Below are 26,937 nucleotides of genomic sequence, written 5' to 3'. Positions count from 1 at the left end.
CCGGCGCCCGTGGTAGTCCAAGCCCCACCTGTTGTAAATGCAGTTCCCGCGACCAGCCAGTCAACCACCACGAGTTGGGGTAATGGCGCTGTCGTTCAAAAGCAGACCAGTACTTCAGACGATGCTGGTACGACAAAGCAAACCACCACCACTTGGAACAATGGGATAGGCGCCGGGCCGAGTCAAACTACGACGACGACCACATCAACAAACCCTTGAAAGAAGAATGGTGGGAAACTCGTTTTATGAATTTGGCGGTCTGGCGGGGCAAGCCCTATCCACTGGGCGCGACTTGGGACGGCGAGGGTGTGAATTTCGCTTTGTTCTCGGAACATGCCGAAAAAGTCGAATTATGTCTATTCGACCGTAACGCTCAACGGCAAACTCACTGCATTGACGTACCTTGGCAAACACATCAGGTATGGCACTGCTATTTACCGGAAATGCGCCCCGGTACTGTCTACGGTTATCGAGTAAGCGGCCCCTACGATGCTCGCCGGGGCCTTCGCTACAACCGCAACAAGCTTCTGCTCGATCCATATGCCAAGGAGATCGTCGGCACGCTGCGCTGGTCAGATATGCTCTTCGGTTATCGGGTTGGCGGCGGCCGCGGGGACTTGTCGTTCGATCGCCGCGATAGTGCGTCGGCAATGGTTAAGGGTGCGGTCGTGGAGACCGCCTTCTCATGGGACGAGGATCGGCTGCCGCGCGTTCCCTTGAGTGAGACGATTATCTACGAGCTGCACGTCAAAGGCTTTACCGCACAGCATCCGGATATTCCGCCTCAGCTTCGCGGCACTTACGCCGGAGTCGCGAGCGAACCGGCGCTAGATCATTTTCGGCGACTCGGCATAACTGCGGTCGAGCTGATGCCTGTTCATTCATTCATCGATGATCGCCGCTTGATCGAGAACGGTTTGCAAAATTATTGGGGCTACAACTCGCTCGGGTTTTTTGCACCAGACCTGCGCTATTCATCGACCGGTTCTGTTCAGGAATTCAAGTCGATGGTGAAGCGACTTCACTCGGCTGGTCTCGAGGTTATTCTCGACGTCGTCTACAATCATACTGCCGAGGGTAATCACCTTGGGCCAACGCTCAGTTTTCGAGGTATCGATAATTCGACCTATTATCGCCTGACACCCGACGACCCACGTTATTACATGGATTTCACCGGCTGCGGCAACTCGCTCAACATGGGCCAGCCGCAAGTCTTGCGGCTGATTATGGATAGCCTGCGATACTGGGTGCAGGAGATGCATGTTGACGGCTTTCGCTTCGACCTCGCGTCCGCCTTGGCTCGCGAACTCAACGACGTCGACAAGCTCAGCGCGTTCTTCGATTTGGTTTATCAAGATCCGATCGTTTCACAAGCAAAACTGATCGCCGAGCCCTGGGATCTAGGTGAAGGCGGTTATCAAGTGGGAAATTTTCCGGTCGGGTGGGCTGAGTGGAACGGAAAATATCGCGACGTGGTGCGCGCCTTTTGGAAGGGTGAAGACGGCGAAATCGGCGATCTCGGCTCGCGCCTGACCGGCTCGAGCGATCTCTATCGCGCCACCGGCAGGCGCCCCTACGCAAGTATCAACTTCGTAACAGCGCACGACGGTTTCACTTTGCGGGATTTGGTCTCCTACAACGACAAACACAACGAGGCGAATCTCGAGGAGAACCGCGACGGCGACAACAACAACGAGAGCTGGAATTGCGGCACCGAGGGCGCGACCGACGATCCAGACATTCTGAAACTGCGCGACCGCCAGAGACGAAATTTAATTGCTACTCTTATGTTGTCGCAAGGGGTCCCAATGTTACTGGCAGGGGATGAGATGGGCCGCACTCAACAGGGGAACAACAATGCCTATTGCCAGGACAATGAAATCAGTTGGGTTGATTGGAAAGCAGGTAACAATGATTCTGCTTTCCTCGAGTTCGTGCGCCGCCTCGTAACTTTGCGCAAAACTCACCAAACCTTGCATCGCGATCAGTTTTTTATTGGGCATCCGAGGTCCGGTGCGGCCCTGAAGGACATCACCTGGCTAAGTCCCGACGGTCACGAAATGACTGACGAAGAGTGGCGGCAGAGCTTCGCCAAGTGCGTGGGAGCATTGCTGGCCGGGTCGGCCACCGGCATAATTGATCAACGGGGAGCAGAGGTTTTCGACGACGATTTCCTTTTGCTCATTAACGGCCATTTCGAATTGATCCAGTTCACGGTTCCAGATGTCGGCAGCGACCGCGCCTGGAAGGTGCTGGTGGATACTTTCCAGACCGACGGGGGCATTGAGGACCGGCGCGAATTTTACCCAGGTGAAGCCTTTCCTCTAGAGAGCCGCTCTTTGGCTCTACTGACGCGACCCTGTGCAGCGGTGGAGCAGTCTGATGTGAATGGCGATTCCCAATCTGTGTCGCCGGCAACAGCCTCCGGCCAGCCCGCAGACTTTCAGCCGCCCGATACTCTGAAAGCTCTACTCGAGCCTGCAAGCTAACTGGCCCTGTCCCGCTCCGCCTTTCGTCGGCGGTGCGGGAGGGCGATCTCAGCAATCTGTGAGAATCGCTATGGAATCGGGTGGAAGCTCAATCGCGCCTTTCCCCACGACGATGCCCGCTCGCGAAGCCATTATCAGCCGGGCGCCGGCTTTTCCTGGATATTCGATGCGTTGCCGATCCCCTGAAAGATTGAACGCCACGGTGATTGGGTCACGCCACATTACGAACCATTGTTTCGCCTCGTCGAAGTAGATCTCGACTTCTTCCATGCGCCCATTTGTTAGTGCAGGTGTTCGGCGGCGCAGCGCAATCAGTTCGCGATACCATTCGAGCATTTGGCGATGTGGTTCACGGGAGCATTCGGACCAGTCGAGTTTCGAGCTTAGAAAAGTCCCGGGCGACTGAGGATCCGGAACCGCATTGGCGTCTTGGGCAATCTCGGCAAATTCCCGTTTCCGGCCCTCGCTCACCGCACGCGCCAAATCCGGATCCTCGTGGCCGGTGAAATACTGGAACGGGGTCGATGCGGCCCATTCCTCGCCCTGGAAAAGCATCGGGACAAAGGGAGACATCAGGAGCATCGTCGCGGCAATTTTAAGACGCCCCGGACTCACCAGGTGTGCGAGACGATCGCCCCGCGCACGGTTTCCCACCTGGTCGTGATTCTGCGTGCAGCAGATGAATCGGTTGCCTGACAGACCTGTTGGTGAACGGCCGTGGCGCCGATTCCGATATATCGAATAGCGGCCGTCGTACACAAATGCCTGTTGAAGCGCCTTCGCCAGATCGTCGAGCTTACCGAAGTCGCGATAATAACCTTCTCGCTCGCCGGTAAGCAGTGCGTGGAGGGCATGATGAAAATCGTCCGACCATTGCGCGTCGATCTCATAGCCCCCGGCTTCGGAGGGCCGTACGAGTCGTGGATCGTTCAGGTCGCTCTCCGCGATTATGACGAAGTTACGTCCGAGCTCGCGGCCGAGTGCTGCAACTTCGGTCGCGAGTTGTTCGAGGAAATGGGTAGCGGATCTGTCGAAGATCGCGTGCACGGCGTCGAGTCGCAATCCATCGAAGTGGTAGGCGCGCAGCCATATCAGCGCGTTATCGCAAAAATAGCGGCGGACATGATCACTGCCGGCCCCATCCAGGTTAACGGCTTCGCCCCAGGGAGTCTTATAATGCTGAGTAAGATATGGTCCGAAACGGCTCCAATAGTTTCCCGCGGGACCGAAATGATTGTAAACGACGTCGAGGATTACGCCCAGGCCGCGCGCGTGACACGCGTCCACCAAAGTTTTTAGACCGTCCGGACCACCGTAGGAATGATGCGGCGCGTAAAGGTCAACTCCGTCATACCCCCATCCGCGGTCGCCCGGAAACTCGGCAACCGGCATCAACTCGACATGCGTCACGCCGAGATCTCGAAGATGATCGAGCCGCTCGATTGTTGACGTGAATGTACCAACGGGAGTGAAGGTGCCGACGTGAAGTTCATAGATGACCGCGGCGTCGAGCGTGGGCGCTACCCAGCTTTGATCGCTCCAACGAAAGACGGCATGGTCGACAGTACGAGAAGGGCCATGCACGCCTGACGGCTGTGAGGCGGAACGCGGATCGGGCCACGGACCTTCTCCATCGATGAAGAACGCATAGTCAACGCCAAATGAGACCGGCTCGACGCTGGTCCACCACCCCTCTTCCGCACGTTTCATCGCGAGGCGGCGGTCAAGCTGCTCGATTTCAAGCTTTGCGGCTTCAGGCGCCCACACGCGAAGGAAACTCACGATCTGCTGCTCTCGCGCGTCAATAGTGCGACCGGAAAATGTCTCAGTAATTCTGCCAGAAGGGTTGGACCGCCAGTCGTCGATTCCCCAGTCAACTCATTAACCCAACGCCCCATCGGAAGATCGACGGAGGTATCCGCCCATCCGGCGCCGAGTCCCAACATGAGTCGTGGCGCAATTGCGACCGCACCGCCGCCGCGTGCGTAAGCGATAACGCGATTGAGATGGGAGCCACTGATGCTGAGGGGCTTGAATCCTCCGCTAATCCCGAAAAGCTCCGGACAGCGTTTGCGCAGTTGAAGAGCTTGATGAATGAGCCACAACTTGGGCATTCCAGAATCAGCGTGGCTCCAGATGCCGGTCGGCGGAGTGCGCTTGGCCTGAGCGAGAAGAGCGCGGCGGCCGGCGTAATCGACTGGTCGGCGATTGTCAGGATCGACGAGACTCAGGTCCCATAGTTCGCATCCTTGGTAGACATCCGGGACGCCGGGCGCGGTAAGTTTAAGCAACGTCTGAGCTAACGAATTAATCCGACCCGCTTGAATCAGCGGTTCGACGAATTCTCCGAGATCGGCAACAAAAGTCCGGCTGCTGAGCGAAGATTCGATGAAGCCGACCAGGCGTGTTTCATATTCGAGATTGGGATCGATCCAGGAGGTGTGGCGTTTGCCTTCGCGCGCCGCTTTCCGCATGTAGCCGACGACACGATCGGTAGTGATCGGCCACGCACCGGTCAGCGTCTGATAAAACAGATATTCTGCGCTATGGTCGGGTTCGCCCTGCCAGTATTTTGCATTCAGCTCGGACCATCGGCGCACCGCCGCTATCCATCGATCAGGAATCTCTGAGATCAGATAGAGCCGGGCACGGACGTCTTCGCTGCGCTTCGTGTCATGGGTCGAAGTCGCCAGCATCGTGCGCGGCCAGGCACGCTGTATTTCTGCGGACTCGCGCATAAATTCCTCGAGGCCGACACCAAAGCGGGCGGGGTCGCCGCCGACCTCGTTAAGGCACACCAAGCGGTTGAAACAATAGAAGGCGGTGTCTTCGACAGCCTTCGCCATCGTGGAGCCAGTCAATTGCTGAAAGCGCAGCGCGAACTCGCTTTCCAGAGCACCGGGAACCCGGGTTAGCAGGAGATCGCGCAGAAAGTCGAAAAGACTTGCGTCGAGGTCAGGATGCAATTTCTTTGCACCACCGATCGCAATCGTGATGTAGTATTCGTCCTCTGCGCTACGCTCGTCTCCATCTTTGGACATGTAGGTACGGTACACCGGGAATGACGAGATTGTAGTAATCAATGCTTCATGCAAATCATGACGTGTATAATCCCGATGATCGCGATGGCCCTCGCATACTTCGAGGAACATCGCCGTTAGGCGGTTCAAATCGCTGCCGAGCGCACTGCGCAGCACGAGTTGTTTTTTCTCTCGGGCAAGCGCGGCGAAATCCACCGGATCGCGGGTAAACTCGGCGTAGAACTCGGTGAGTGGGGTTTCGCCGGCCGCATCAACAAACAGGCCGCCGGAGCGGTTCAGGAAGTCATAGCCGGTGGTGCCGGCAACTGGCCACGCAGCCGGCAGGCGCTCTTTGTGCGCCAGAATCTTTTCGACTACGATCCACGCATTTTGGGATGCCTCCCGTATACGTTCGAGATACTGGCGCGGAGCGCGCAGCCCGTCGATATGATCTATGCGAACCCCATCGACCGATCCCTCCGCCAGCCAGCGCAGAACTAACAGATGCGTATCATCAAAGACCGCGCGTTCCTCCATACGCAGTCCGATTAAGGAGTTGATATCGAAGAAGCGACGGTAACCGAGGTCGCGACCGGCAGTTCGCCAAAAGGCGAGACGGTAGTTTTGACGTTCTAGTAGTGTGTGCAACAAATCGGGGTTGGCATTGATTTCGCCGATGATTTGGTCAATCGCCCGCGGGACCTCGGGTTGCTCCGCGAAGAGTTGAGAGATACGCCTTCCAAGCACCGCCTTATCACGATGGCGACGGCGGACGTTTGTGAGATCGGTCAAAGTAGGCAAGGGCAGCCAATCGAGGGCGTCGGCGATGAACGCAAGATCCTCAGAATGACAGCGTTCCGCGGCGTCCGCGAAGATCGAATAGAGCGAGCGCGGGGCCACCGGGTAGACCTGATCGTGATAGCGGATACGGAAGCTGGCGTCTTCCCGCACTAGCTTGATCTGGCCGGATTCAAGTATCCGGCCGTATTGGTCGCCCAGCACCGGCATTAATAGGGTATTGCGCAAACGGGCCTCGGGTGGCTCCCAATCGACATCAAAATAGGATGCGTAGTTGCTGGAAGGCCCGTTTTCCAGCACATCCCACCACCAGGGGTTTTGCTCGCCCAAAATCGCCATGTGATTGGGTACCAGATCGACCAGTAGTGCCAGCCCGTGTCGCTTGAGGGCATCACCCATGCGCGCATGAGCTGACGCACCACCCAGCGCGTCACTGACCCGGTGATAATCGACAACGTCGTAACCATGCGTACTGCCGCGCGCAGCCTGAAAGCAGGGCGAGAGATAGACGTGACTCACACCCAGATCGGCGAGGTATGGGGCGATAGCCGCGACCTCGTCGAAACCAAACCCGGGGGTAAGTTGAATGCGATAGGTTGCGCGCGGTTCGATCATGCAAACTCGTTTGTATCTTGATTGTTGTTTGCTTTGCCGCGAATAAGGTCTGATCGGATGATCTGGTCAGACGATAACCGATCAGTTCGTCGGCGCCTCGAACCAAAGCACGGCAAGCGGCGGCAGGACGAGCGTCAGCGAATAGGGGAGCCCGTGCCAGGGCAACGCATCAGCAGATAGGCCGCCGGCGTTGCCGCGATTGCCCCCGCCATAAACCTCAGAGTCCGTGTTGAGAATCTCGCGATAGTAACCGGCGCTAGGCACGCCCACGCGATAACCTGCACGCACCATTGGCGAAAAGTTGCACACGCAGATCACCTTGCGCCCGCTCGACGGAGCGATCCGGACGAACGCAATGACGTTTTCATCGCTGTTGTTGGCGTCGATCCACTGAAAACCCGCGGGCATGCAATCGGCCTCGTATAGTGCAGGCTCGGCTCGATAGAGCCGATTAAGATCGCGCACGAGGTTCTGCACGCCATGATGTTCCGTGCCGTCGCCGTCGAGCAGATGCCAGTCGAGGCTCGCGTCATGGTTCCACTCGTTCCACTGACCCAACTCGCCACCCATAAACAGAACCTTCTTTCCCGAGCGCGCCCACAGATAACCGAAGAGTGCGCGCAGATTAGCAAATCGCTCCCAGCGACTGCCGGGCATCTTGGCTAGGAGTGAGCGCTTGCCATAAACAACTTCGTCGTGGGAGAGCGGCAGGACGAAGTTTTCGCTCCAGCTGTAGAGCAGGCCGAACGTCAGTTCGCGATGATGAAAGCGGCGATAGATAGGATCCTTGGAGAAGTATTCGAGCGTGTCATGCATCCAGCCCATGTCCCACTTGAAGCCGAAGCCGAGGCCGCCGACATAAAGCGGGCGGCTGACCGCGGGCCACGCCGTCGATTCCTCGGCGATCATCACGATGCCCGGGTGGCGCGCGTAAAGACGCTCATTGAGCATGCGCAAAAACGACACCGCCGCGAGGTTCTCGCGGCCGCCGTAGGCGTTGGGAAGCCATTCGCCCGCGCTACGCGCATAATCCAGATAGAGCATCGAGGAGACCGCATCGACGCGCAGCCCGTCGACGTGAAACTCAGAGAGCCAGTAATTCGCGCTCGAGAGGAGAAACGAGCGCACCTCGTTACGTCCGAAGTTAAATACGTAGGTGTTCCACTCCGGGTGATGGCCGAGACGCGGATCGAGATGCTCGTAAAGCGCGGTCCCGTCGAAGCGCCCGAGGCTCCAATCGTCAGTCGGGAAATGTGCGGGCACCCAGTCGAGAATCACCCCGATCCCGCGACGATGAAGTTCATTGACGAGATAACGGAAATCATCCGGCGTGCCATAGCGCGCAGTCGGCGCGAAGTAGCCCGTGACTTGATAGCCCCAGGAGCCACCGAATGGATGCTCCATCACCGGCATCAGTTCGACGTGCGTAAAGCCCATCGCGCTGACGTAGTCGCCGAGCTCAGCCGCCAACTCGCGGTAGGTAAGTGGGCGATTGTCCTCCTCGGGAACGCGTCGCCATGAGCCTAGATGAACCTCATAGATCGACATCGGGCTAGCGAGGGCGTCGCGATGCGCGCGGATTGCAAGCCAGCCGTCGTCGGTGAAGGGCGTCGAGGGACGATTCACTACCGATGCGGTTAGCGGCGGAGTCTGAGTCGCAGTCGCAAACGGATCGGTCTTGAGGAGAATGGCGCCGGCGTGCGTGCGAACCTCGAACTTGTAGAGGCCGCCGACGGGAAAATCCGGGATGAAGATTTCCCAGACACCGGAGTTGCCCAGCTCACGCATCAGGTCGAGGCGGCCGTCCCACCCGTTGAAATCACCGATCACGCTGACGCCAGCCGCGGCCGGCGCCCAGACAGCAAAGGCAACCCCCGCAACGCCGTTGATCGTACACGCGTGGGCGCCCATGCTCTCCCACGCGCGCTCGTAGCTGCCCTCGGACCAGAGATGCAGATCAAACTCGCTGATCGTAGGCAGGAAGCCATATGGCTCGCGCAAAATAAAAGGCTCGCCAGCCGCCGGCTGAATCTCCAGACGGTGCGTAAAGACCTCTCGGCGATCGGCGCGCAGCAGGTCAAACAGACTGTCACCACGAGCGACCATCGGATAGCGATCGCCGTCGTCAGTGATAATGACGACGCTTACCGCATCGGGACGAAAGGCGCGCACAATTACGCCGCGGTCGGTCGGGTGTGCACCGAGAATCGAATGCGGGTCGGTATGACGCAATGCGATTAGGCGTACAAGTTCGTCGTGCGAGACGCCATAGATCCTATCGGCGTCGAACGCCTTGCCAGCAAGCCCCCCTTTGGCGTCGGTGGTAACCTTCTTCGCTGTGAGTTTACTCATGGTCGCTCGTCGGGTCTCAGATAATCATCACAAGCATTAGTCATTCAGACCGGCCTTCTGCGTAGCGATTATCTGTTCAATACCGCTCAATGGCGCACGGATCCAATCGGGCCGATTATTCAGTTCGTAGCCCAATTCGTAAACCGCCTTCTCCATCTGAAAGGCGTTAAGTAAAGTTCGTAGCTCATCGCTGGTCTTGGGCATAAACGACGACTGTCCAGCAACCTTTACGTATTCCTTGAGAAATGCCCACGACGCCCAACTTTGCCAGAGTTGCGCCCATGTCGTCATCTGCTCGGGTTCGACCACGCCCAGCGTTCCGTGCTCGACCTCCGCCGTCACCGCAGCAAAAGCAGCATATGAAAACGATCGCAGCATCCCGGCGACGTCGCGCAACGCGGAATGTTTGCGCCGCCGCTCGGCGAGCGAAATTGCAGGTTCACCCTCGAAGTCAATGATTATAAAGTCCTTGCCGGTATTGAGAAGTTGGCCAAGATGCAGATCGCCGTGGGTGCGCATGCGAACGGCAGTGATGCGGCGTTTCCGGAAAGCCTCGAAGCAAGCAATGATGCGGGATTCATATGCGGGAATTCGTTCGGCGATCTTAAGAATATCCTCAGGCAATGCGCTCAGACTGCGAAGCAGTTGACGCTGCACTCTGCCATGCAGATTGCGCATCGACTGGTAGACCGAGCGCTGGGAGAGGGCCGAATAAGGTTCAGGCGCGAAGGCAGGATCTCGCGAATCCGACGACAGCGCCAGATGGAGTTCGGCGACACGCTGCCCCATCATGCGAGCGGATTCGAGATAAGGCCCGACCAACTCGGCGACCTGCGCCTCCGGGCCATCAACGCTGATCCAATCGACAAGGTCTCCTGGTGGGAGCGCAGAGGCCGTATCAGGCCGCGCTGCTACGCGCTCCAGATAGTGATCCAGTTCGTGCAAGGTAAATTCCCAGGCATCGCCGTGATTCGGCACATACCCTTGCAAGACACCCAGCGTTGTCGGTTCAACCCGCGGGGCCAGATATTCGATAGACCCGGCAATCAGAGGCGTGTGCGCAAAGGCGGCCCGTTCGGTCAGGAAACGACCTATCTCAAGCTCAGGATTGACGCCCGGCTCGAGCCGGCGGAAGATTTTAAGGATTAGCCGGTCTCCGAAGACAATCGATGTGTTGCTCTGCTCAGCTCGCAACACACGCGGCTCGGGAGCTTGCGCGCCGCGCAACTGGTGGTAGTGCATAGTCGAGGACGTTCGAACTTCGCCGGCATTACTGTGGAACCGATGGCGGCGTTCCATGCTTTCGAGCAGAGCCGTGGCGAACGCCGGATCAGCAGAGGCGTCGTGAAGAACACCGGCCTCGCCGCTGCCAGTTCCTTCCAAGTCGCCTAACTCGGCGATCACCAATTCGTGCGAGAGTTCCCGAATCCCCTTAGCTTGATCACCTACCGCCACGCCCAGTGGCAAAACGTAAGTTTCAGCTTCGCCGTCGTTGAATGTTACTTCGACTAGAGTGATCACGCTGCCGCTCTCCAGATGAGGTAACTGGATGATGTCAGCAATCCGCACCGCCCGCAGCGCACGCGCTTTGCTGCGAAACCATCGGCAATGCGGGAGATAGTCAAGGAGAACACGCTCGAGCTTCGCGCGTGAATCGCCATTGAAGAGTCCTTCGAACGAGTTACGCATCACAAGAGTCGGCGGCTGGAAGCTAATCAACCCCCTCGGAGCTGCAGTTCGCGTCGGCTCGATCGAGAACCACAGAAACATATGCGGCCCAAGAGTTAGAAGGTATGGAAGGTCGCCGATTGGCGGAAATGGAGTGCGCCCGAACAACTCGATCGGCGCCATGCCCTTGAAGATTTCCAGATTCAGTTCAACGTATTGCACGAAGCGCGACAGATTCGCCACGATTAAGATTTGTTCGTCGCCATACCGACGTATGTAGGCGACGATGCGCGGGTTGGCTGGATGGAGAAACTCGATCGAGCCGCGGCCAAAGGCTTTAAACTGCTTTCGCAGTACGACTATACGCCGCATCCACCACAAGAGAGAATGCGGATTGCTTTCCTGGGCTTCGACATTCACGGTCTGGTAATGGTATTCGTAGTCTATAATCACCGGTAAAATCAGGCGTTGAGGATTGGCGCTGGAGAATCCGGCGTTGCGATCCCCCGACCACTGCATCGGGGTGCGCACACCGTCACGATCACGGAGAAAGACATTATCGCCCATGCCAATTTCATCCCCATAGTAGATCACGGGGGTGCCCGGCAGTGAGAAGAGCAAACCAACGGTGAGTTCGATTTTCCGGCGGTGATTGCCGAGCAGCGGCGCGAGCCGACGGCGAATGCCCAGGTTGACGCGCATCTGGCCTTCCTGCGAGTAGGCGCGATACATGTAGTCACGCTCTTCGTCGGTGACCATCTCGAGCGTGAGTTCGTCATGGTTGCGCAGGAATAGCGCCCATTGGCAATTCTCACTGATCGCCGGCGTTTGTGCCCAGATATCGGTGATCGGAAAGCGATCCTCCATCCGGACTGCCATAAACATCCGCGGCATCAGCGGAAAATGGAATGCCATATTGCATTCCTTGCCCTCCGCCATGTATGAGACGGCATCCTCGGGCCATTGATTGGCCTCTGCCAGCAGCATCCGGTTCGGAAATTTGCGGTCGACGTGCCGGCGCAGTTCGGCGAGAAAGTTATGGGTCTCGGGCAGGTTCTCGCAGCCGGTGCCCTCACGCTCAAAAAGATAAGGAACCGCGTCCAGTCGCAATCCGTCGACGCCCATTCCAAGCCAGAAGTCCACGACCTTAAGCATCTCTCTGCGCACGGCCTGATCGTCGAAGTTCAGATCGGGCTGATGATTGTAAAATCGGTGCCAATAGTAGGCTTTGGCGATCGGATCCCAAGTCCAGTTTGAAAGCTCGAAGTCCTGAAAAATTATTCGCGCCTCGGGATAGCCGTCCGAACTATCGCTCCAGACGTAGAAATTGCGCTCGCGGCTGTTTGGCGGCGAGTGTCGTGCACGCTGAAACCACGGATGCTGATCCGAAGTGTGGTTGAGCACCAGCTCCGTGATGACATAAAGGCCGCGGCGATGCGCTTCCTTGAGAAAATTGCGAAAATCATGCAGCGTCCCGCAGTCCGGATGCACGTTCATGTAGTCGGCAATGTCGTATCCGTCATCGCGCAACGGCGACGGATAAAAAGGCAGCAACCACAGAGCTGTTACGCCCAAGTGCTGTAAGTAATCGAGCTTTGCGGTCAAACCCTGAAAGTCGCCGATTCCGTCACCGCCGGTATCGAAAAATGAACGGACGCGGACTTCATAGATGATCACGTCCTTGTACCAAAGGGGATCGGCGCCCAGGCCGGCTCCATGAAGATTGCCGTTCTGTGGTCTCATTAGGAGGTTTCGACCCGGAGCACGTGCGCAGGCTCGATAAGCGGGTCAAGTCGGATATAGTTCTTTTCACCCCAATTATAGCTGGCTCCGGTGAGCAGATCCGTAACCTGATAACGTGCGCCGGACGCTCGTGCGACGATCTCGGCCGGAACCTCCGCGTTGCAGATCTGGACGTTGTGCGGATCGAGGTTGACCGCTATCAGAATGATATTGCTGCGATCGGGGGTGGTCTTTGAATAGAAGAGAATCTGATCGTTGTCAGTTGGAAGGAAGCGCAAGTTTGTCAGGTGCTGAAGGGCCGGATTGTCACGCCGGATCGAATTGATCAGCGCGATGAAGTCGCGAAGGTTGTCCGGGCGGTTCCAGTCTCGCGCCTTAATCTCATACTTTTCGGAGTTGGCGTAATCTTCGGTGCCTGCTAATGCCTCATTCTCGCACAATTCGTAGCCGCTATATATTCCGTATGTCGGCGATAGCGAAGCGGCCAGTATTAGGCGGCTCTTGAAGGCCGGCCGCCCGCCCTCCTGAAGAATGGGCGGCAGAATATCCGGAGTATTGGTGAAAAAATTTGGTCGAAAATAGTCGGCCATACCAGCGCTGGTCAACTCACTTAGATACTCGATTAATTCCTGCTTGTTGTTACGCCAGGTAAAATATGTATACGACTGAGTAAAACCGGCCTTGGCCAGCGCCTTCATCATTTTGGGCCGGGTAAAAGCTTCGCCCAGAAAAATAACATCCGGATAGCGCTTCTGGACGTTGGCGATCAACCATTCCCAGAAAGCGACCGGCTTCGTATGCGGATTATCGACGCGAAATATTCGCACGCCGTGAGCGACCCAGAAAAGTACGACCTTGCGCAGTTCCTGGATCAGAGCGGACTGCTCGGGCGTGTCAAAGTTAATTGGATAGATGTCCTGGTATTGCTTCGGGGGGTTTTCGGCGTACTTGATGCTCCCATCAGGGCGATGATCGAACCACAGCGGATGCTCAGTAACCCAAGGATGATCGGGGGAGCATTGAATGGCAAAATCTAGCGCGACTTCGAGGCCATAGCGCGCTGCGGCCGCGACGAAGTGGTCGAAATCATCGAGCGTGCCCAGCGCCGGCTCGACCGCCATGTGCCCGCCGGCCGGGCTGCCAATCGCCCAGGGACTGCCGGGACTTCCCGGCGGCGCGACGGTAGAGTTGTTAGGTCCCTTGCGTTGGGTTTGGCCGATCGGATGAATTGGCGCCAGATAAACCACATCAAAGCCCATGTCGCGAATATATTGGAGTCGAGCTTCGGCTCCGCGGAGAGTCCCGTGCTCCCCGGCGCGCGCCCCGTATGAACGCGGAAACATTTCGTACCAAGCGCCAAACCGCGCCCGCACCCGCTCCGCAGTAACAACGGATGTGCACTCAAAGGTGACGGCGTCTGCACGCTCCTCATTGCGCGCGACAGCATCTTCGAGTTCAGTTGCAGCGACTACCGCGACGGCGTCGTGCGGACTCGCAAGCGCACGCAGGCGCGCGACATACGCACTCAGCAAATCCTTGTCAGGACCCTTGGCGCGCGCCAAAATCCCCTCCAACAGCATCAGCCCTTCTGCGAGATTGGAGGCGACATCGAGTCCACTGGCGGTTTTTTTTGCGAAGTAATCGCGCCACGTGACGAAAGAACGCGACCAAGCCTCGATAAGGAACAGGTAGCGAGCGTTTTCAAGAAGTGGAAATTCGCCGCGCCAACGGTCGTTGTCAACATAGACCATCGGAGTTTCGGTTAATCGCGAATCATTCTCGCGGCGCCACTTGACGACGGCGGCGAGTGCGGCCGGACCATCGCGAAAAATGTCGGCCTCCACGACACAGCTTTCACCGACAACTCGTTTGACACAATAACGCCCGCAATCGATGGTTGGAGTCACCGCTTCGATAATGATATGCGGAATTGGCCGTTTTCGGCTAATCCCGGTATCCCGAACCTCGTCATCCTGTTGTTTCATTGCGCAGCAATACTGAGAGCCGTTGCGTGGTGCTCCGATAGGCCATGCTATCAGATAGCAAGAGTCTCGCGTGTTCCCCTTTTAACTCTGATTCTCGGATGGTTGAGCAACGCCCGCGCCAGCGTTCGACCTGACGGTGCGATAAGCAAATGCGCGCTTATGGTTTTCGTTGCGCAAATCCGATCTAAATTCCGAGAGTTTTTTTTTCCGGGTTCACGATGTACGGGGCTATTTAAGGACGGTGAAAGAACCAGTCTGCCGACGGAAACGTTTCGCCGAAGCGATGGCATGAAGATTGCGCCGTCAACTTGTGAACTCATTCCGAGGTCGTAAACTGGAGAGAGAATCATGAGTGCAGACGGCCCTAATAAAATCGAAGAAACACTAGGTCGAGCGAAAGAGTACGGGCAGAAGGTTGTTGACGGAGGGTCAAATGCCGCGCGACATTACGCCGAGGAAGGACTCGAGTATGTCAACGAAGTAAGCGATACGGTTTCGAGGTTCGTCAGACGTGAGCCTTGGCTTGCTGTAGCGGGTGCCTTTGTTATTGGTTATGCGCTCGCACAGATACTACGTCGGACGAGTTAGAGGGCGAATGCAATCCGCAGGCGAGATCCATTGCGAAGAATCCCGAAAGCCCGACGTGGAGCGCTACATTCGTCGATATCCGATTCGTGCAGTAGCATCAGGCGCGATTGCTGGCTTTGCGGTAGGCGGCGGTTTTACGAGCCGTCTCGGCTTTTCACTTCTCATACTGGCCAGTCGCTGGGCTGTTCGCAGGGCAGTAGCCGAAGGGCTCGTCAACTTGCTGCACGATGATTATGGAAGAAATCGCCAAAATAGAAGACGACCTTGGTCAGGCTCGAGAGGATCTTCGTCAAACCCTGAATCAGATCAGCAGGAAGCTCGGCGCCATCGGCGTTGGGCTGCATGGCCCTGAAAGACTAATCCGGCGGAAACCGCTAGCCTGGGCCGGAGGTGCTTTAGCTGCAGGATTCCTATCAGGAGCTTATCGGCGGGATAAACCGAGTTCGTTAGGCTTCGTCCTGTTCGGAGGATTGCTCGGCTTCGCTGCCGACAAAATTCTAAATGAGTTCAAACGGAAAAGCTCAACTGCCGGCTAGCGACCAGTCGATACTCGCGGATGCGTCCGGCGAGACGTTCACGCGCTTGTTGGAGAAAGTGCTGGAGGACTCTGGCAAGGTTATCCATGCCGAAACCCGGCTGCTAATCGCCAACACCTTACCGACCATTCAGAATGCAATTAATGTTGCGCTTAGACACGCGCTTAAACAGATGTCACTTGCGCTGTCAGCACTTTTCGCGTTTGCCTGGTTGACGGTATCGGCGGTCGCGCTGCTGCATCAGTGGTTCTTATGGTGGCAGTCTGCGGGTATTGTGGGCGGCTCCATTTTAATACTGGTTGCAGGCATGGCTGCGCTTGATCAAGCCAGACGCCCTTAAGGGTTAGTCGCGCTTCACCGGGCGAAGAACACTCTCATTTGCCCCAATGTGGTTTTGCGCCCGAACCTCCGATTCCGATTCCCGTATTTGCTGACGTGGTGTCTGGATGCTCGGCGCGATGAGCAGCCGGCCCGCTGTTCCGCGTCAAGTTGTGGGCGGTATTAACCAGCGCGACATGGGTGAAAGCCTGCGGAAAATTACCGAGTTGACGTTTCAACCCGGGATCATATTCTTCGGCGAACAGTCCCACATCATTGCCAAATTTGAGCAGGTTCTCGAACAGGTCGCGCGCTTCAGAGTAACGGCCGCTCAGCACCAAGTTGTCAGCCAGCCAAAAACTGCAAGCCAGAAAAGCTCCTTCTCCCGGCGGTAATCCGTCAACGCCGGCTTCAGTCGCATAGCGCCGCACCAATCCATCGACCACCAGTTCCCGTTGAATTGCGGCCACGGTCGAGGTCACGCGCGGGTCATTCGCCGGCAAAAATCCAACAAGCGGCAGCATGAGGAGCGACGCGTCCAACTCAGAGGAACCATAGAATTGAACGAAAGATTTCCGCTTCGTCGAGAAACCATTTTCGCAAACGTCACGATGGATGGTCTCGCGCAGTGCGCGCCATCGCTGCAGTGGACCTTTCATATGGAAACGCTCGATCGCCTTGACCGCCCGGTCGACCGCTACCCATGCCATGATCTTCGAGTGCGTAAAGTTACGCCGCGGCCCGCGCACCTCCCAAATACCATCGTCGGGCCACGCCCATCCTGTCTCTACAAACTCCATCAGCGCGCATTGCATTCGCCAACACTCGTCGTTCGGAGTTAAGCCAAGCTTGGCCGCGACGTGCAACGTATCCATCACCTCGCCATAGACATCGAGTTGGAGTTGGGCGTGAGCCGCATTTCCGATGCGGACCGGGCGGCTCTGTTGGTAACCGGGTAACCAGTCGAGCTGCAATTCCGTAAGACTGCGTTCGCCGCGGAGTCCATACATGATCTGTGTATCCTGCGGATGTCCGGCAACGGCGCGCAACAGCCATTCGCGCCAGGCGCGAGCTTCTTCGAAGTAGCCGGAAATCATCAGCGCGTAGAGTGTCAACGTCGAATCACGCAGCCAGCAATACCGATAGTCCCAGTTGCGCGGGCCGCCGAGTTGTTCAGGCAGCGAAGTCGTCGGCGCCGCGACGATGCCACCCGTCGACGCATAGGTCAGTGCTTTGAGCGTGATCAGCGAACGCAGCACCAGCTTGCGCCATTTCCCGACACCGCGATAACGTGCGGACCATTGCTGCCACCATTCCTCGGTTTCCGCGCACATAAGATCGGGATCGCGATGCGGAGATCCGCGTTCATTCGACGGGTGCCATGCCAGGACGAACGGAATCGATTCACCTGCAGCGACTGCAAACGCAGCCGTGGTTGTGAAGTCCTTGCCTGCAAGCTCTATCGGCGTTCGAAGTTCGACGGCGTCAGGACCTGCGACAGCGCTGATACCATATGGTCTGCGCCGTACCCATGGTATCACCTTGCCGTATCCGAAACGTAGGATGAGCTCCATGCGCATTTTCGTGCGACCTCGGCGACCCCGTACGATTCGCACCAATTCACCTCGTTCGCGACGACTAGCAATCGGCATAAAGTCCAGGACGGAAATGGCGCCGCTCGCGGTTTTGAACTCGGTCTCGAGCACGAGGCTGTCTGCTCGATAGGTGCGGCGGGGCGGAGCCGTTTGGTCATCCGGCGTTAGAAGCCATCTACCATTCGTAGGATCGCCCAATAAGGCGCTGAAACAGGCTTCCGAATCAAAGCTCGGGACACAAAGCCAATCGACGGAGCCATCGCGGCTCACTAGAGAGGCAGTCTTGAAATTTCCGATCAGGGCATAGTCTTCAATCCGGGCGGTCATTAGGTCAAACCTGTGGGTTCGGGCGAGTGAAACCAAACTCCGCAGGGAAGACTATAGTGTTGCGGCTGCGCGATTGGAATATACATCAATCCCGTTAGCGGGAACGCAGGCGGAAACCGAGGTAGGAACGGCAGAGTCGGTCCGCAGCCTTTAGGTCCTGGGGGGAGCAGGGCTCTAAATTTTGCTTCGGTGCCGACTCTGCCGAAGGCTAAATCTATTTATTCTTTCCGCAGCAGTCCTTGTACATCTTGCCTGAACCACACGGACACGGTGCATTGGGATTTGGATCTGCCATGAAGATTGCTCCTTTTTATCGTTATCGAGTTGTATAACGCACCCGGTGTTTCTAAAAGCAACCGTTGTGCCAGACCGACGAGGCGAAAATGGCTCATCGCATTACCTGCCGCCCGATTGAAAGACTTGTAATTTTGTGAATCGTGCAAAAATTTCTGTAATTCGGCTGAGTTTCAGAAGTAACGGGAGCGCGTTTGGGCGAATCATCAGCCAACCGACGCTGGTCGGCCGCCTGCTCACTCGTAAAGGTGGGAGTTGCGGTGGGGTAGAACGGGCCACCTCGCGATTCGGCCGGGGCGAAGCGCGCCGCTAGTTTGCTGATCAGGAGCGGTAGTGACGACGTAGCGCGTATGCGGGCTCGACTTCTCTGTAGCCGAGGAATGCTGAAACCAACCACCGCCCGCCGGACTCAACTACTTCTTCGGCGCCCCATTGTGCAAACCCTGATTAAGTCCGATAATTGTTCAAGCGCGCTCGTATAAGCCGCGCGCCTTGCGCTTTACTGCGCCACCTTCGATCCAGCGCGTGATCGCGGCAAAAATCTCTGACGAGCGCTTGCCTACAACCGCACGAATTCCGCGCACGTCCGCAGCTTTGAACTGTTTCGGTAGCTGTTGAAGGATCCCGCTCCAGTCGACTCGGCCGCCGGTGGCTCGGCCACGGCGCGCCGGCTTAGAGGGGGAGGCAACAGCACCGACACTGCCGCTGAGGCGATCGAGCGCCATCTCCTCTTCCTTAAGACGCTCGAGTTCAGCCTGTTTACCACGGATCTCCGCTCGCAAACTCAGAAGCAAGGCGCGTGCTTGCTGCTGTATCTGCTGGTAAGGGGCGCCGGCCTGAACGGACTTTCTACGAGGCATTCGATAATCTCCTATTGGCGATTAAACTCGATTAGTTTTCCAAACTACACAAGAGATCGGTCGTGCACAAGATAGGTATTTATGCGATTCTCTGGTTGAAGATGTAATCCGAATTCATCTGGGCGGCATTTTCATGGCTTGAGCCAGCTCAGATTCGAACCACATATTGTGCGGGTAATTTTTATATTGGTCGATTGCGCCAGAGGGCCTCATCCGCAATGCCTCAGGTGTGGTTAGAAACAAAACTAGGCGCCGACGACCCCGCGCCTGCTCACCGACTTGCCCGTGATGCGCCGACGTACTTCCAGGCCCCACAGACGCACCCGTTCCATGTACAGATAAATCACCGGTGTGGTGAATAGCGTGAGCATCTGACTTACGATCAGACCCCCGACGATCGCAATTCCCAGCGGACGGCGCAGTTCAGAACCGGTACCGGTACCCACCGCCAGTGGTAACGCGCCGAGCAACGCGGCCATCGTGGTCATCATGATGGGGCGAAAGCGCAGCAGGCAGGCTTCCTCGATAGCTGCCAGTGGAGTTTTGCCGTGCGTGCGCTCAGCCTCCAAAGCAAAATCGATCATCATGATCGCGTTTTTCTTGACGATCCCGATCAGCAAAATAATACCGATAAGTGCGATTATGGTGAGATCAAGCCCACAAATCATCAGGGCGAGCAGCGCCCCAACGCCCGCGGACGGGAGCGTCGATAGAATCGTGATCGGGTGAACGTAGCTTTCATACAGAATCCCGAGCACGATGTACACGGCGCATAGTGCGGCCAGCACCAGCATCGGTTCGTTCGCGAGCGAGTCCTGAAAAGCTTGCGCGGTTCCGGCGAAATTGCCATGGATTTCACTCGGAAGGCCGATGCTCCGCTGCAGCAAGTTGATCTCCGTAACCGCCTGACCCAACGAGACGCCCGGCCGCAAATTGAAGGATATCGTCACCGCCGGAAACTGTCCCTGATGGTTCACCGAGAGGGCCGTCGTCCCGGATGCGTAATGGGTGAACGTATTCAACTTGACTTCCGCGTTAGTGCTTGAGAGCGCATCGATCTCCGACAGCGAGTCCGGGTTTTGCCAATACTGTGGCGCGGCTTCCATCACGACGTGGTATTGGTTCAACGGCGTATACATGGTCGATACCTGGCGCTGACCGAAGGCGTCGTACAGGGTGTCGTCGATTACCTGCTGCGTCAGTCCGAGGCGTGCCGCCGTATCGCGATCAACCACCAGGGAAGCCTGCAGCCCGCTATTCTGCTGATCGCTGTTCACATCGGTCAATATCGGCAAGCTCCGCATTTTCCGCAGCAGGCGCGGCGCCCACAGGTTCAATTCCTGCAAGTCGGATCCTTGCAGGGTGTACTGATACAGCGCGTTGCTTGATCGGCCGCCGATTCGCAGATCCTGCACGGCCTGGAGGTAAAGCGTCGCACCCGCGATATGAGAGGTCTCTTTATGCAGCCGCGCGATCACTTGATCGGCACTGAGGTTGCGCGGACGCAGCGCCTTAAGCGCGATGAACATGCGGGCTGAGTTGGTGCTGCCGGCATTGCCCCCGGCAAATCCGATTACGTGGTCGACCGCCTGATCAGCCTTGATGATGCTGACAAACTGCGCAAGTTTATCGCGCATCGCCTGAAATGAGGTGTCTTGGTCGGCCTGAATGGCGCCCATCAGGCGCCCGGTATCCTGCTGCGGAAAAAAGCCCTTGGGTATGATCGCGAACAGACAAACGCTGAGTCCGACCGTAACCAGGGCTATGACTAGCGTCAGGCGTGTATGCCGCAACACCCATGTGAGGCCAATCGCATATGCCGCCAGCGCCCGATCGAAGATTCTTTGGCTGGCCCGGTAAAAGCCTCCGCGCGGCTCGTCCCCCTCGGGCCGCAACAACTTGGCGCACATCATCGGCGTGGTGGTCAGCGAAACCACCAACGAAACCGCCACCGCCGTCGATAGTGTAACCGCGAATTCGCGGAACAGACGGCCAACAATCCCGCCCATGAGCAAGATCGGGATAAACACTGCGACCAGCGAAACGCTGATCGATAACACCGTGAAGCCGATTTCGCGTGCGCCGCGCACCGCCGCCTCGAAGGGGTCCATGCCCTGCTCCCGATAGCGGGAGATGTTTTCGATCACTACGATCGCATCATCGACGACGAAACCCGTCGAGATAGTGAGCGCCATCAGCGACAAGTTGTCGAGGCTGTACCCGCATAGGTACATGACGCCGAAAGTCCCGATCAGCGAAATCGGAACTACTACACCCGGAATGACTGTGGCGCGCCAATCACGCAGGAAAAGAAAAACCACCAGGATGACCAGCGAGATCGAGATAAGCAGCGTCAGTTCGACGTCTCGAACTGATGCCCGAATGGTCGTGGTCCGATCGAGAACGACGGCCATGTTTATTGCGGGCGAGATCGAGGATTGCAATTCGGGCAGGGCCGCGAGCACGCGATCAACGGCGTCGATGATGTTGGCCCCGGGTTGGCGGAAAAGGATGATCATGACCGCCGGAACGCTGTCGACGAGCCCCACATTGCGCACGTCTTCAACCGAGTCCGTAACGTCGGCGATATCCGAAAGCCTGACGGCGGCGCCATTATTATACGCGACGATCAGCGGGCGATACTGGTTGGCGCTGAGCAGTTGATCGGTCGCGCCGAGCGACCAGGCATGGGATTGATCGGCGACTTCGCCCTTCGGGCGATTGGCGTTCGCCCTGCTCAGCGTGTTGCGGATTTGCTCGAGCCCGATTCCGTAATTGTTGAGCGCGGTGAGATTCAGCTCGACGCGAACTGCGGGCAGCGCACTGCCGCCCACGATGACCTGGCCGACGCCCTGAATTTGCGAGAGTTTCTGGGCCAGGATCGAACTGGCGGCGTCATAAATCAGACCGCGCCGCAGCGTGCTCGAAGTCAGCGCCAGGATCAGGATCGGCGCATCCGCCGGATTCACCTTTTTGTAGCTCGGGTTGCTCGGCAGGTTGGCCGGCAGTTGACTCCGTGCGGCGTTGATCGCGGCCTGGACGTCACGCGCAGCTGCGTCGATGTTGCGGTTCAGATCGAACTGCAGAACGATGCTGGTCGTTCCCAGCGCGCTGGTCGAGGTAAGTTCGGTCAGCCCCGCGATGCGTCCGAACTGGCGCTCGAGCGGGGTCGCTACGGAAGACGCCATCGTTTCGGGACTGGCGCCGGGCAGACTCCCGCTGACTTGGATAGTGGGAAAATCGACTTCCGGCAACGGCGCCACCGGCAACATTCGGAATGCAGCCGCTCCGGCGAGCGCGATCGCCATCGTCAACAGCGTTGTCGCGACCGGCCTGCGTATGAAGATCTCGGAAAAGCTCACGGCGACTGCGCGGGAACAGGATTTCCGTACGCCGTGTCGTCCGCAGTCTTTCTTAGCCGAGCAGTCAGCCGCTCGAAGGCAAGAAAAATCACCGGGGTCGTGTACAGCGTCAACACTTGACTTAGCAGCAGTCCCCCGACCATCGCGATGCCGAGCGGGCGGCGCAATTCCGAACCCGTACCGCTGCCCAACGCCAACGGCAAGCCGGCCAGCAGCGCCGCCATCGTGGTCATCATGATGGGGCGAAAGCGCAGCAGGCACGCCTGGTAAATAGCCTCGTCAGCGCGCTTGCCCTCTTTGCGCTGGCCCTCGAGCGCGAAGTCAACGATCATGATGCCGTTTTTCTTAACGATACCGATCAGCAGGATAATGCCGATAAGCGCGATCACGTTGAGGTCATTCCCGCAAAGCAACAGCGCCAGAATCGCTCCTACTCCCGCCGACGGCAGCGTCGAGAGAATAGTTATCGGATGGATGTAACTCTCGTACAGCACGCCGAGCACGATATACACGGCGATGAGAGCAGCCAGGATCAAGATCGGTTCGTTGCTCAATGAGGCCTGAAAGGCCTGCGCGGTGCCTTGGAAAGCGGTCGCGACGCTGGCGGGCATTCCGATCTCTGCCTTGGCAGCGTTGATGGCGATGACCGCGGCGCCGAGCGAATAACCGGGCGCCAGATTGAACGAAATCGTGACGGCCGGAAATTGACCCTGATGACTCACGATCAACGGGACCTTACTCGGTTCGAAGCTGACGAAAGTGCTGAGCGGCACCGAACCTCCAGTGAGCGAAGTGAGGTAAATCTCTCGAAGCGCCCGCGGATTGCGTTGAAACTTAGGATCAACTTCGAGCACCACGTGGTACTGGTTCAACTGCGTGAACATCGTCGAAACCTGCCGCTGCCCGAACGCATCGTAGAGTGTGTCATCGATCATCTGCGACGTGATGCCGAGGCGCGAGGCGGTGCTGCGATCAATTACCAGTTCGACCTGGGCGCCATTGTTCTGTTGATCGCTCGCTACGTCACGCAACTGAGGCAACTGGCTGAGTTTTGCCAGCAACTTGGCCGTCCAGCTGTTCAACTCGTCCACATTGGGATCTTCCAGGCTGTACTGGTACTGCGTGCGGCTGACGCGATCCTCGACCGTGAGATCCTGAACCGGTTGTAGGAACAGCGTAATGTCCTGAACCTTGGCAAGTTGTGGCTGCAGACGATCGATTACGGCGCCGATGCCGACTTTACGCTGCGCCAACGGTTTGAGGTTGATCAGGAAGCGCCCGCTGTTAACTGTGGTGTTGGTCCCGTCGATACCGATGAACGATGAGAGGCTCTCGACCGCGGGATCCTTCAAAATTACCTGCGCCAGCGGCTGTTGCCGCTGCACCATCGCGGGGAACGACACGGTCGGCGGTGATTCGGATACTCCCTGGATCACGCCGGTATCCTGCACCGGAAAGAAGCCTTTCGGCGTGACGATGTAGAGCAGAATTGTCAGGATCAGCGTGCCGACGGCGACTAACAACGTTGCGTCCTGATGTTGCAGAACCCATCGCAGGGTCTTGCCGTAGTAAGCGATCGTGTCGTCAAAGACCTTCCCGGTTACACGATAAAACCGTCCCTGCTCTGCCGCGGGCGTATACTTCAGCAGGCGGGCGCACATCATCGGCGTCAGCGTCAAAGAGACCACTGCCGAAACCAGGATCGTGACGGCCAGCGTGACCGCGAATTCGCGAAAGAGCCGGCCGACGATGTCGCCCATAAAGAGCAACGGGATTAGCACCGCAATCAATGACACGGTCAGCGACAGAATCGTAAAGCCAATCTGCTGCGAACCTTTCAATGCGGCTGCGAACGGCGTCTGGCCTTCCTCGATATAGCGGCTGATGTTCTCGATCATCACGATCGCGTCATCGACGACGAAACCAGTCGAGATCGTCAGCGCCATCAGCGTGAGATTGTTGAGGCTGTAGCCTAACAGGTACATCACGCCAAAGGTTCCGACCAGCGAGAGTGGAACCGCGACGCTCGGGATGATCGTCGCGGACAGATTGCGCAAAAACAAAAAGATCACCATCACGACCAGCGCAATCGTGAGCAGCAACTCGAACTCGACATCCTTTACTGACGCGCGAATTGTGGTGGTGCGATCGGTGAGCACCACAACCTTGACCGAACCCGGCAGCGCGGTCTGCAGCCGCGGCAACAGCGCCTTCACCTTATCCACAACCGTGATGATGTTGGCGCCGGGTTGCCGCTGAACATTCACGATCACCGCCGGCACGCTATTCATCCAGGCCGCCTGCTTAACGTTTTCGGCGCCATCGATGACGTTGGCGACGTCCTCGAGCCGCACCGGCGCGCCATTGCGATACGCTACCACCACCGGGCGATAGGCGGCACTGCTGAGCAGTTGGTCGTCGGCGCCGATGGTGTACGCCTGCTGCGCGCCGTCGAAGTTGCCCTTGGCCTCGTCGACGTTGGCCGCCGCGATCGCGCTGCGCAGGTTTTCGAGAGTCAGGCCATAGGAGGCGAGCGCGGTCGGGTTTGCCTGAACGCGCACCGCCGGCTTCTGTCCGCCGCCGATACTGACCAGTCCAACCCCGGACACTTGCGAGATCTTCTGAGCCAGCCGAGTGTCGGCCAAATCCTCCACCTGGGTCAGCGGAAGCTCAGTCGAAGTCAACGCCAGCGTCAGGATTGGAGCGTCGGCGGGATTAGTCTTGCTGTATATCGGAGGATTAGGCAGATCCGCGGGCAGGTAGGTCGAGGCGGAATTGATCGCAGCTTGTACTTCCTGTTCGGCAATGTCGATGTTGAGGTTGAGGACGAACTGGAGCGTGATCACCGAACTGCCGAATGAGCTGTTAGAGGTCATCTGATTGAGGCCGGGGACCTCGCCGAACTGGCGCTCCAACGGCGAGGTAACCGATGAAGCCATCACATCGGGGCTCGCGCCCGGATATAACGTGAGCACCTGGATCGTCGGGTAGTCCACCTCGGGCAGCGCCGATACGGGCAACTGCCGGTAAGCCACGACGCCCGCGAGCAGGATAGCCGCCATCAGGAGCGAGGTTGCCACGGGCCGCAAAATGAACGGGCGTGACAGGTTCATTGACTGCTCCGCAGTACAATCCCCTTGGCGGGCGTCTGGATAACTACTTTGCTTCCCACCTGCAGCCGGTCCAGGCCGTCAGTTACGAGCATCTCGCCCGGCGTGACACCGGAGGCTAGCGCGACGGTGTCGCCCTGGGTCGCGCCGACTGTCACCGCGCGCATTTCGACCGTGTTATCCGGCGTGACCACGTATACGAATGTACCTTGCGGATTTCGCTGCACCGCGGCTGCCGGCGCCAGCACCGTATCGCGCAAGGTATCTACCAGCAACCTCACGTTGACGAACTCGTTCGGAAACAAAGCATAGTCATTGTTGGGGAAAACCGCCTTCAGCTTAATCGTACCGGTAGTCGGATCGATCTGGCTATCGAAGGTTTCGAGCGTGCCCGCGGCAAGTTGCGTCTTGAGTTCCCGGTCCAGCGCCTCGACCGCCAACGTCTGCCCGCTCCGCATATCCTTGATTACCTGCTGCAGATTGTCTTCCGGGATGCTGAAGTCCACCGCGATCGGCTGTAACTGAGTAATAATGGCGAGGCCCGTGGTGTCAGCGGCATGGACGATGTTGCCCTGATCCACCAGCCGCAGCCCGATGCGTCCGGTGATCGGCGCCACGATCCGGGTGTAGTCCACCTGTACCTTGGCCGCGGCGACGTTTGCCCGGTCGCTTTGCACGGCGCCGACGGATTGGCCTACGAGCGACTGCTGATTGTCGAAGTCTTGAGCTGCGATCACGCCCTGTTGGTACAAGGTCCGATCGCGCTCCATTAGGAGCTTCGCATTGAGCAGCGTGGCCTGGTCTTTCGCCGTTTGCCCTTCAGCCTGGGCCAATGCGGCCCGATAAGGGCGCGGGTCAATCTCGACCAACAGATCGCCCTGATGCACCGTCTGCCCCTCCTTAAACGCGACGTTCACGATCTGGCCGTCAACCCGGGTCCTAACCGTCACTGTATTGAAGGCAGTCACGGTGCCGATCGCGCTCAGATAACGATTAAGGTCGCCACGCCTTGCGGCCGTCGCGGCAACCGGCATCGGCGGGTGAGCCGCGGCCTTGGCGAGTGCGGCAGTGTTATTCGCCCGATGTACGCGAGCCAGCGAATAATATCCGACGGCCACGGCGAGAATCGCGAATACCGAAATCCAGAGCCACCGCTTGGAGTGCACACTGGCTGGCGGAAGATACGTATCCTTCGCGCTTCCTCCTTGTGGAGCAGTTGAATCCATTGTTCCTAAGTGCTCAGCAGTTGGAGGTCGACGGCGCATCCGCCACTCATC

General features: G+C 57.8%; 13 protein-coding genes. 3 read left to right on the top strand and 10 right to left on the bottom strand.

The features are described from left to right. The first annotated feature begins 152 nt into the window (after nt 1-152). Nucleotides 153-2,489, top strand: a complete 2,337-nt coding sequence (gene glgX / locus VKS22_10605) for a glycogen debranching protein GlgX (GenBank protein ID HLW71060.1) — start codon at nt 153-155, stop codon at nt 2,487-2,489. Between the two features lie 48 nt (nt 2,490-2,537). On the opposite strand, the gene treZ is transcribed toward glgX, so the two are convergent. The 5 genes from treZ to VKS22_10580 form a co-directional block, all read right to left on the bottom strand. Next, nucleotides 2,538-4,271 (bottom strand): malto-oligosyltrehalose trehalohydrolase, encoded by a 1,734-nt coding sequence (gene treZ, locus VKS22_10600; protein HLW71059.1) that lies wholly within the window; start codon nt 4,269-4,271, stop codon nt 2,538-2,540. Continuing rightward, nucleotides 4,268-6,922: a malto-oligosyltrehalose synthase gene (gene treY, locus VKS22_10595; protein ID HLW71058.1), complete on the bottom strand. Its 2,655-nt coding sequence runs from the start codon at nt 6,920-6,922 to the stop codon at nt 4,268-4,270. Before treY ends, treZ begins: the two co-directional genes overlap by 4 nt. Nucleotides 6,923-7,003: 81 nt before the next feature. After that, the gene (glgB, locus tag VKS22_10590; GenBank protein HLW71057.1) at nt 7,004-9,274 is read right to left on the bottom strand and encodes a 1,4-alpha-glucan branching protein GlgB; all 2,271 of its coding nucleotides are present in this window, start codon (nt 9,272-9,274) and stop codon (nt 7,004-7,006) included. 36 nt (nt 9,275-9,310) lie between these two features. Continuing rightward, nucleotides 9,311-12,685: a maltose alpha-D-glucosyltransferase gene (gene treS / locus VKS22_10585; GenBank protein ID HLW71056.1), complete on the bottom strand. Its 3,375-nt coding sequence runs from the start codon at nt 12,683-12,685 to the stop codon at nt 9,311-9,313. Beyond that, nucleotides 12,685-14,670, bottom strand: a complete 1,986-nt coding sequence (locus tag VKS22_10580) for an alpha-1,4-glucan--maltose-1-phosphate maltosyltransferase (protein HLW71055.1) — start codon at nt 14,668-14,670, stop codon at nt 12,685-12,687. The genes treS and VKS22_10580 overlap by 1 nt, the downstream gene beginning before the upstream one ends. Nucleotides 14,671-15,491: 821 nt before the next feature. Here VKS22_10580 and VKS22_10575 point away from each other — a divergent pair. Beyond that, nucleotides 15,492-15,794, top strand: a complete 303-nt coding sequence (locus VKS22_10575) for a hypothetical protein (protein HLW71054.1) — start codon at nt 15,492-15,494, stop codon at nt 15,792-15,794. Further along, the gene (locus VKS22_10570; protein HLW71053.1) at nt 15,760-16,134 is read left to right on the top strand and encodes a hypothetical protein; all 375 of its coding nucleotides are present in this window, start codon (nt 15,760-15,762) and stop codon (nt 16,132-16,134) included. The genes VKS22_10575 and VKS22_10570 overlap by 35 nt, the downstream gene beginning before the upstream one ends. Before the next feature lie 34 nt (nt 16,135-16,168). On the opposite strand, the gene VKS22_10565 is transcribed toward VKS22_10570, so the two are convergent. The 5 genes from VKS22_10565 to VKS22_10545 form a co-directional block, all read right to left on the bottom strand. After that, on the bottom strand, nt 16,169-18,034 hold the full coding sequence (locus tag VKS22_10565; protein HLW71052.1) for a glycoside hydrolase family 15 protein: 1,866 nt from the start codon (nt 18,032-18,034) through the stop codon (nt 16,169-16,171). Between the two features lie 758 nt (nt 18,035-18,792). Continuing rightward, entirely contained in the window at nt 18,793-19,188 is a 396-nt protein-coding gene (locus VKS22_10560; protein HLW71051.1) for a hypothetical protein, read from the bottom strand. Nucleotides 19,189-19,433: 245 nt separating this feature from the next. Continuing rightward, the gene (locus VKS22_10555; protein HLW71050.1) at nt 19,434-22,550 is read right to left on the bottom strand and encodes a multidrug efflux RND transporter permease subunit; all 3,117 of its coding nucleotides are present in this window, start codon (nt 22,548-22,550) and stop codon (nt 19,434-19,436) included. Continuing rightward, a complete protein-coding gene (locus VKS22_10550) occupies nt 22,547-25,663 on the bottom strand; it encodes a multidrug efflux RND transporter permease subunit (GenBank protein HLW71049.1) in 3,117 nt (1,038 codons plus the stop codon). The genes VKS22_10555 and VKS22_10550 overlap by 4 nt, the downstream gene beginning before the upstream one ends. Next, on the bottom strand, nt 25,660-26,886 hold the full coding sequence (locus VKS22_10545) for an MdtA/MuxA family multidrug efflux RND transporter periplasmic adaptor subunit (GenBank protein ID HLW71048.1): 1,227 nt from the start codon (nt 26,884-26,886) through the stop codon (nt 25,660-25,662). The genes VKS22_10550 and VKS22_10545 overlap by 4 nt, the downstream gene beginning before the upstream one ends. Nucleotides 26,887-26,937 lie beyond the last annotated feature (51 nt).

This window comes from Candidatus Binataceae bacterium (assembly GCA_035308025.1).
Lineage (GTDB): Bacteria > Desulfobacterota > Binatia > Binatales > Binataceae > JAJPHI01.
This window is presented reverse-complemented; position numbering and strand designations above follow the sequence as displayed.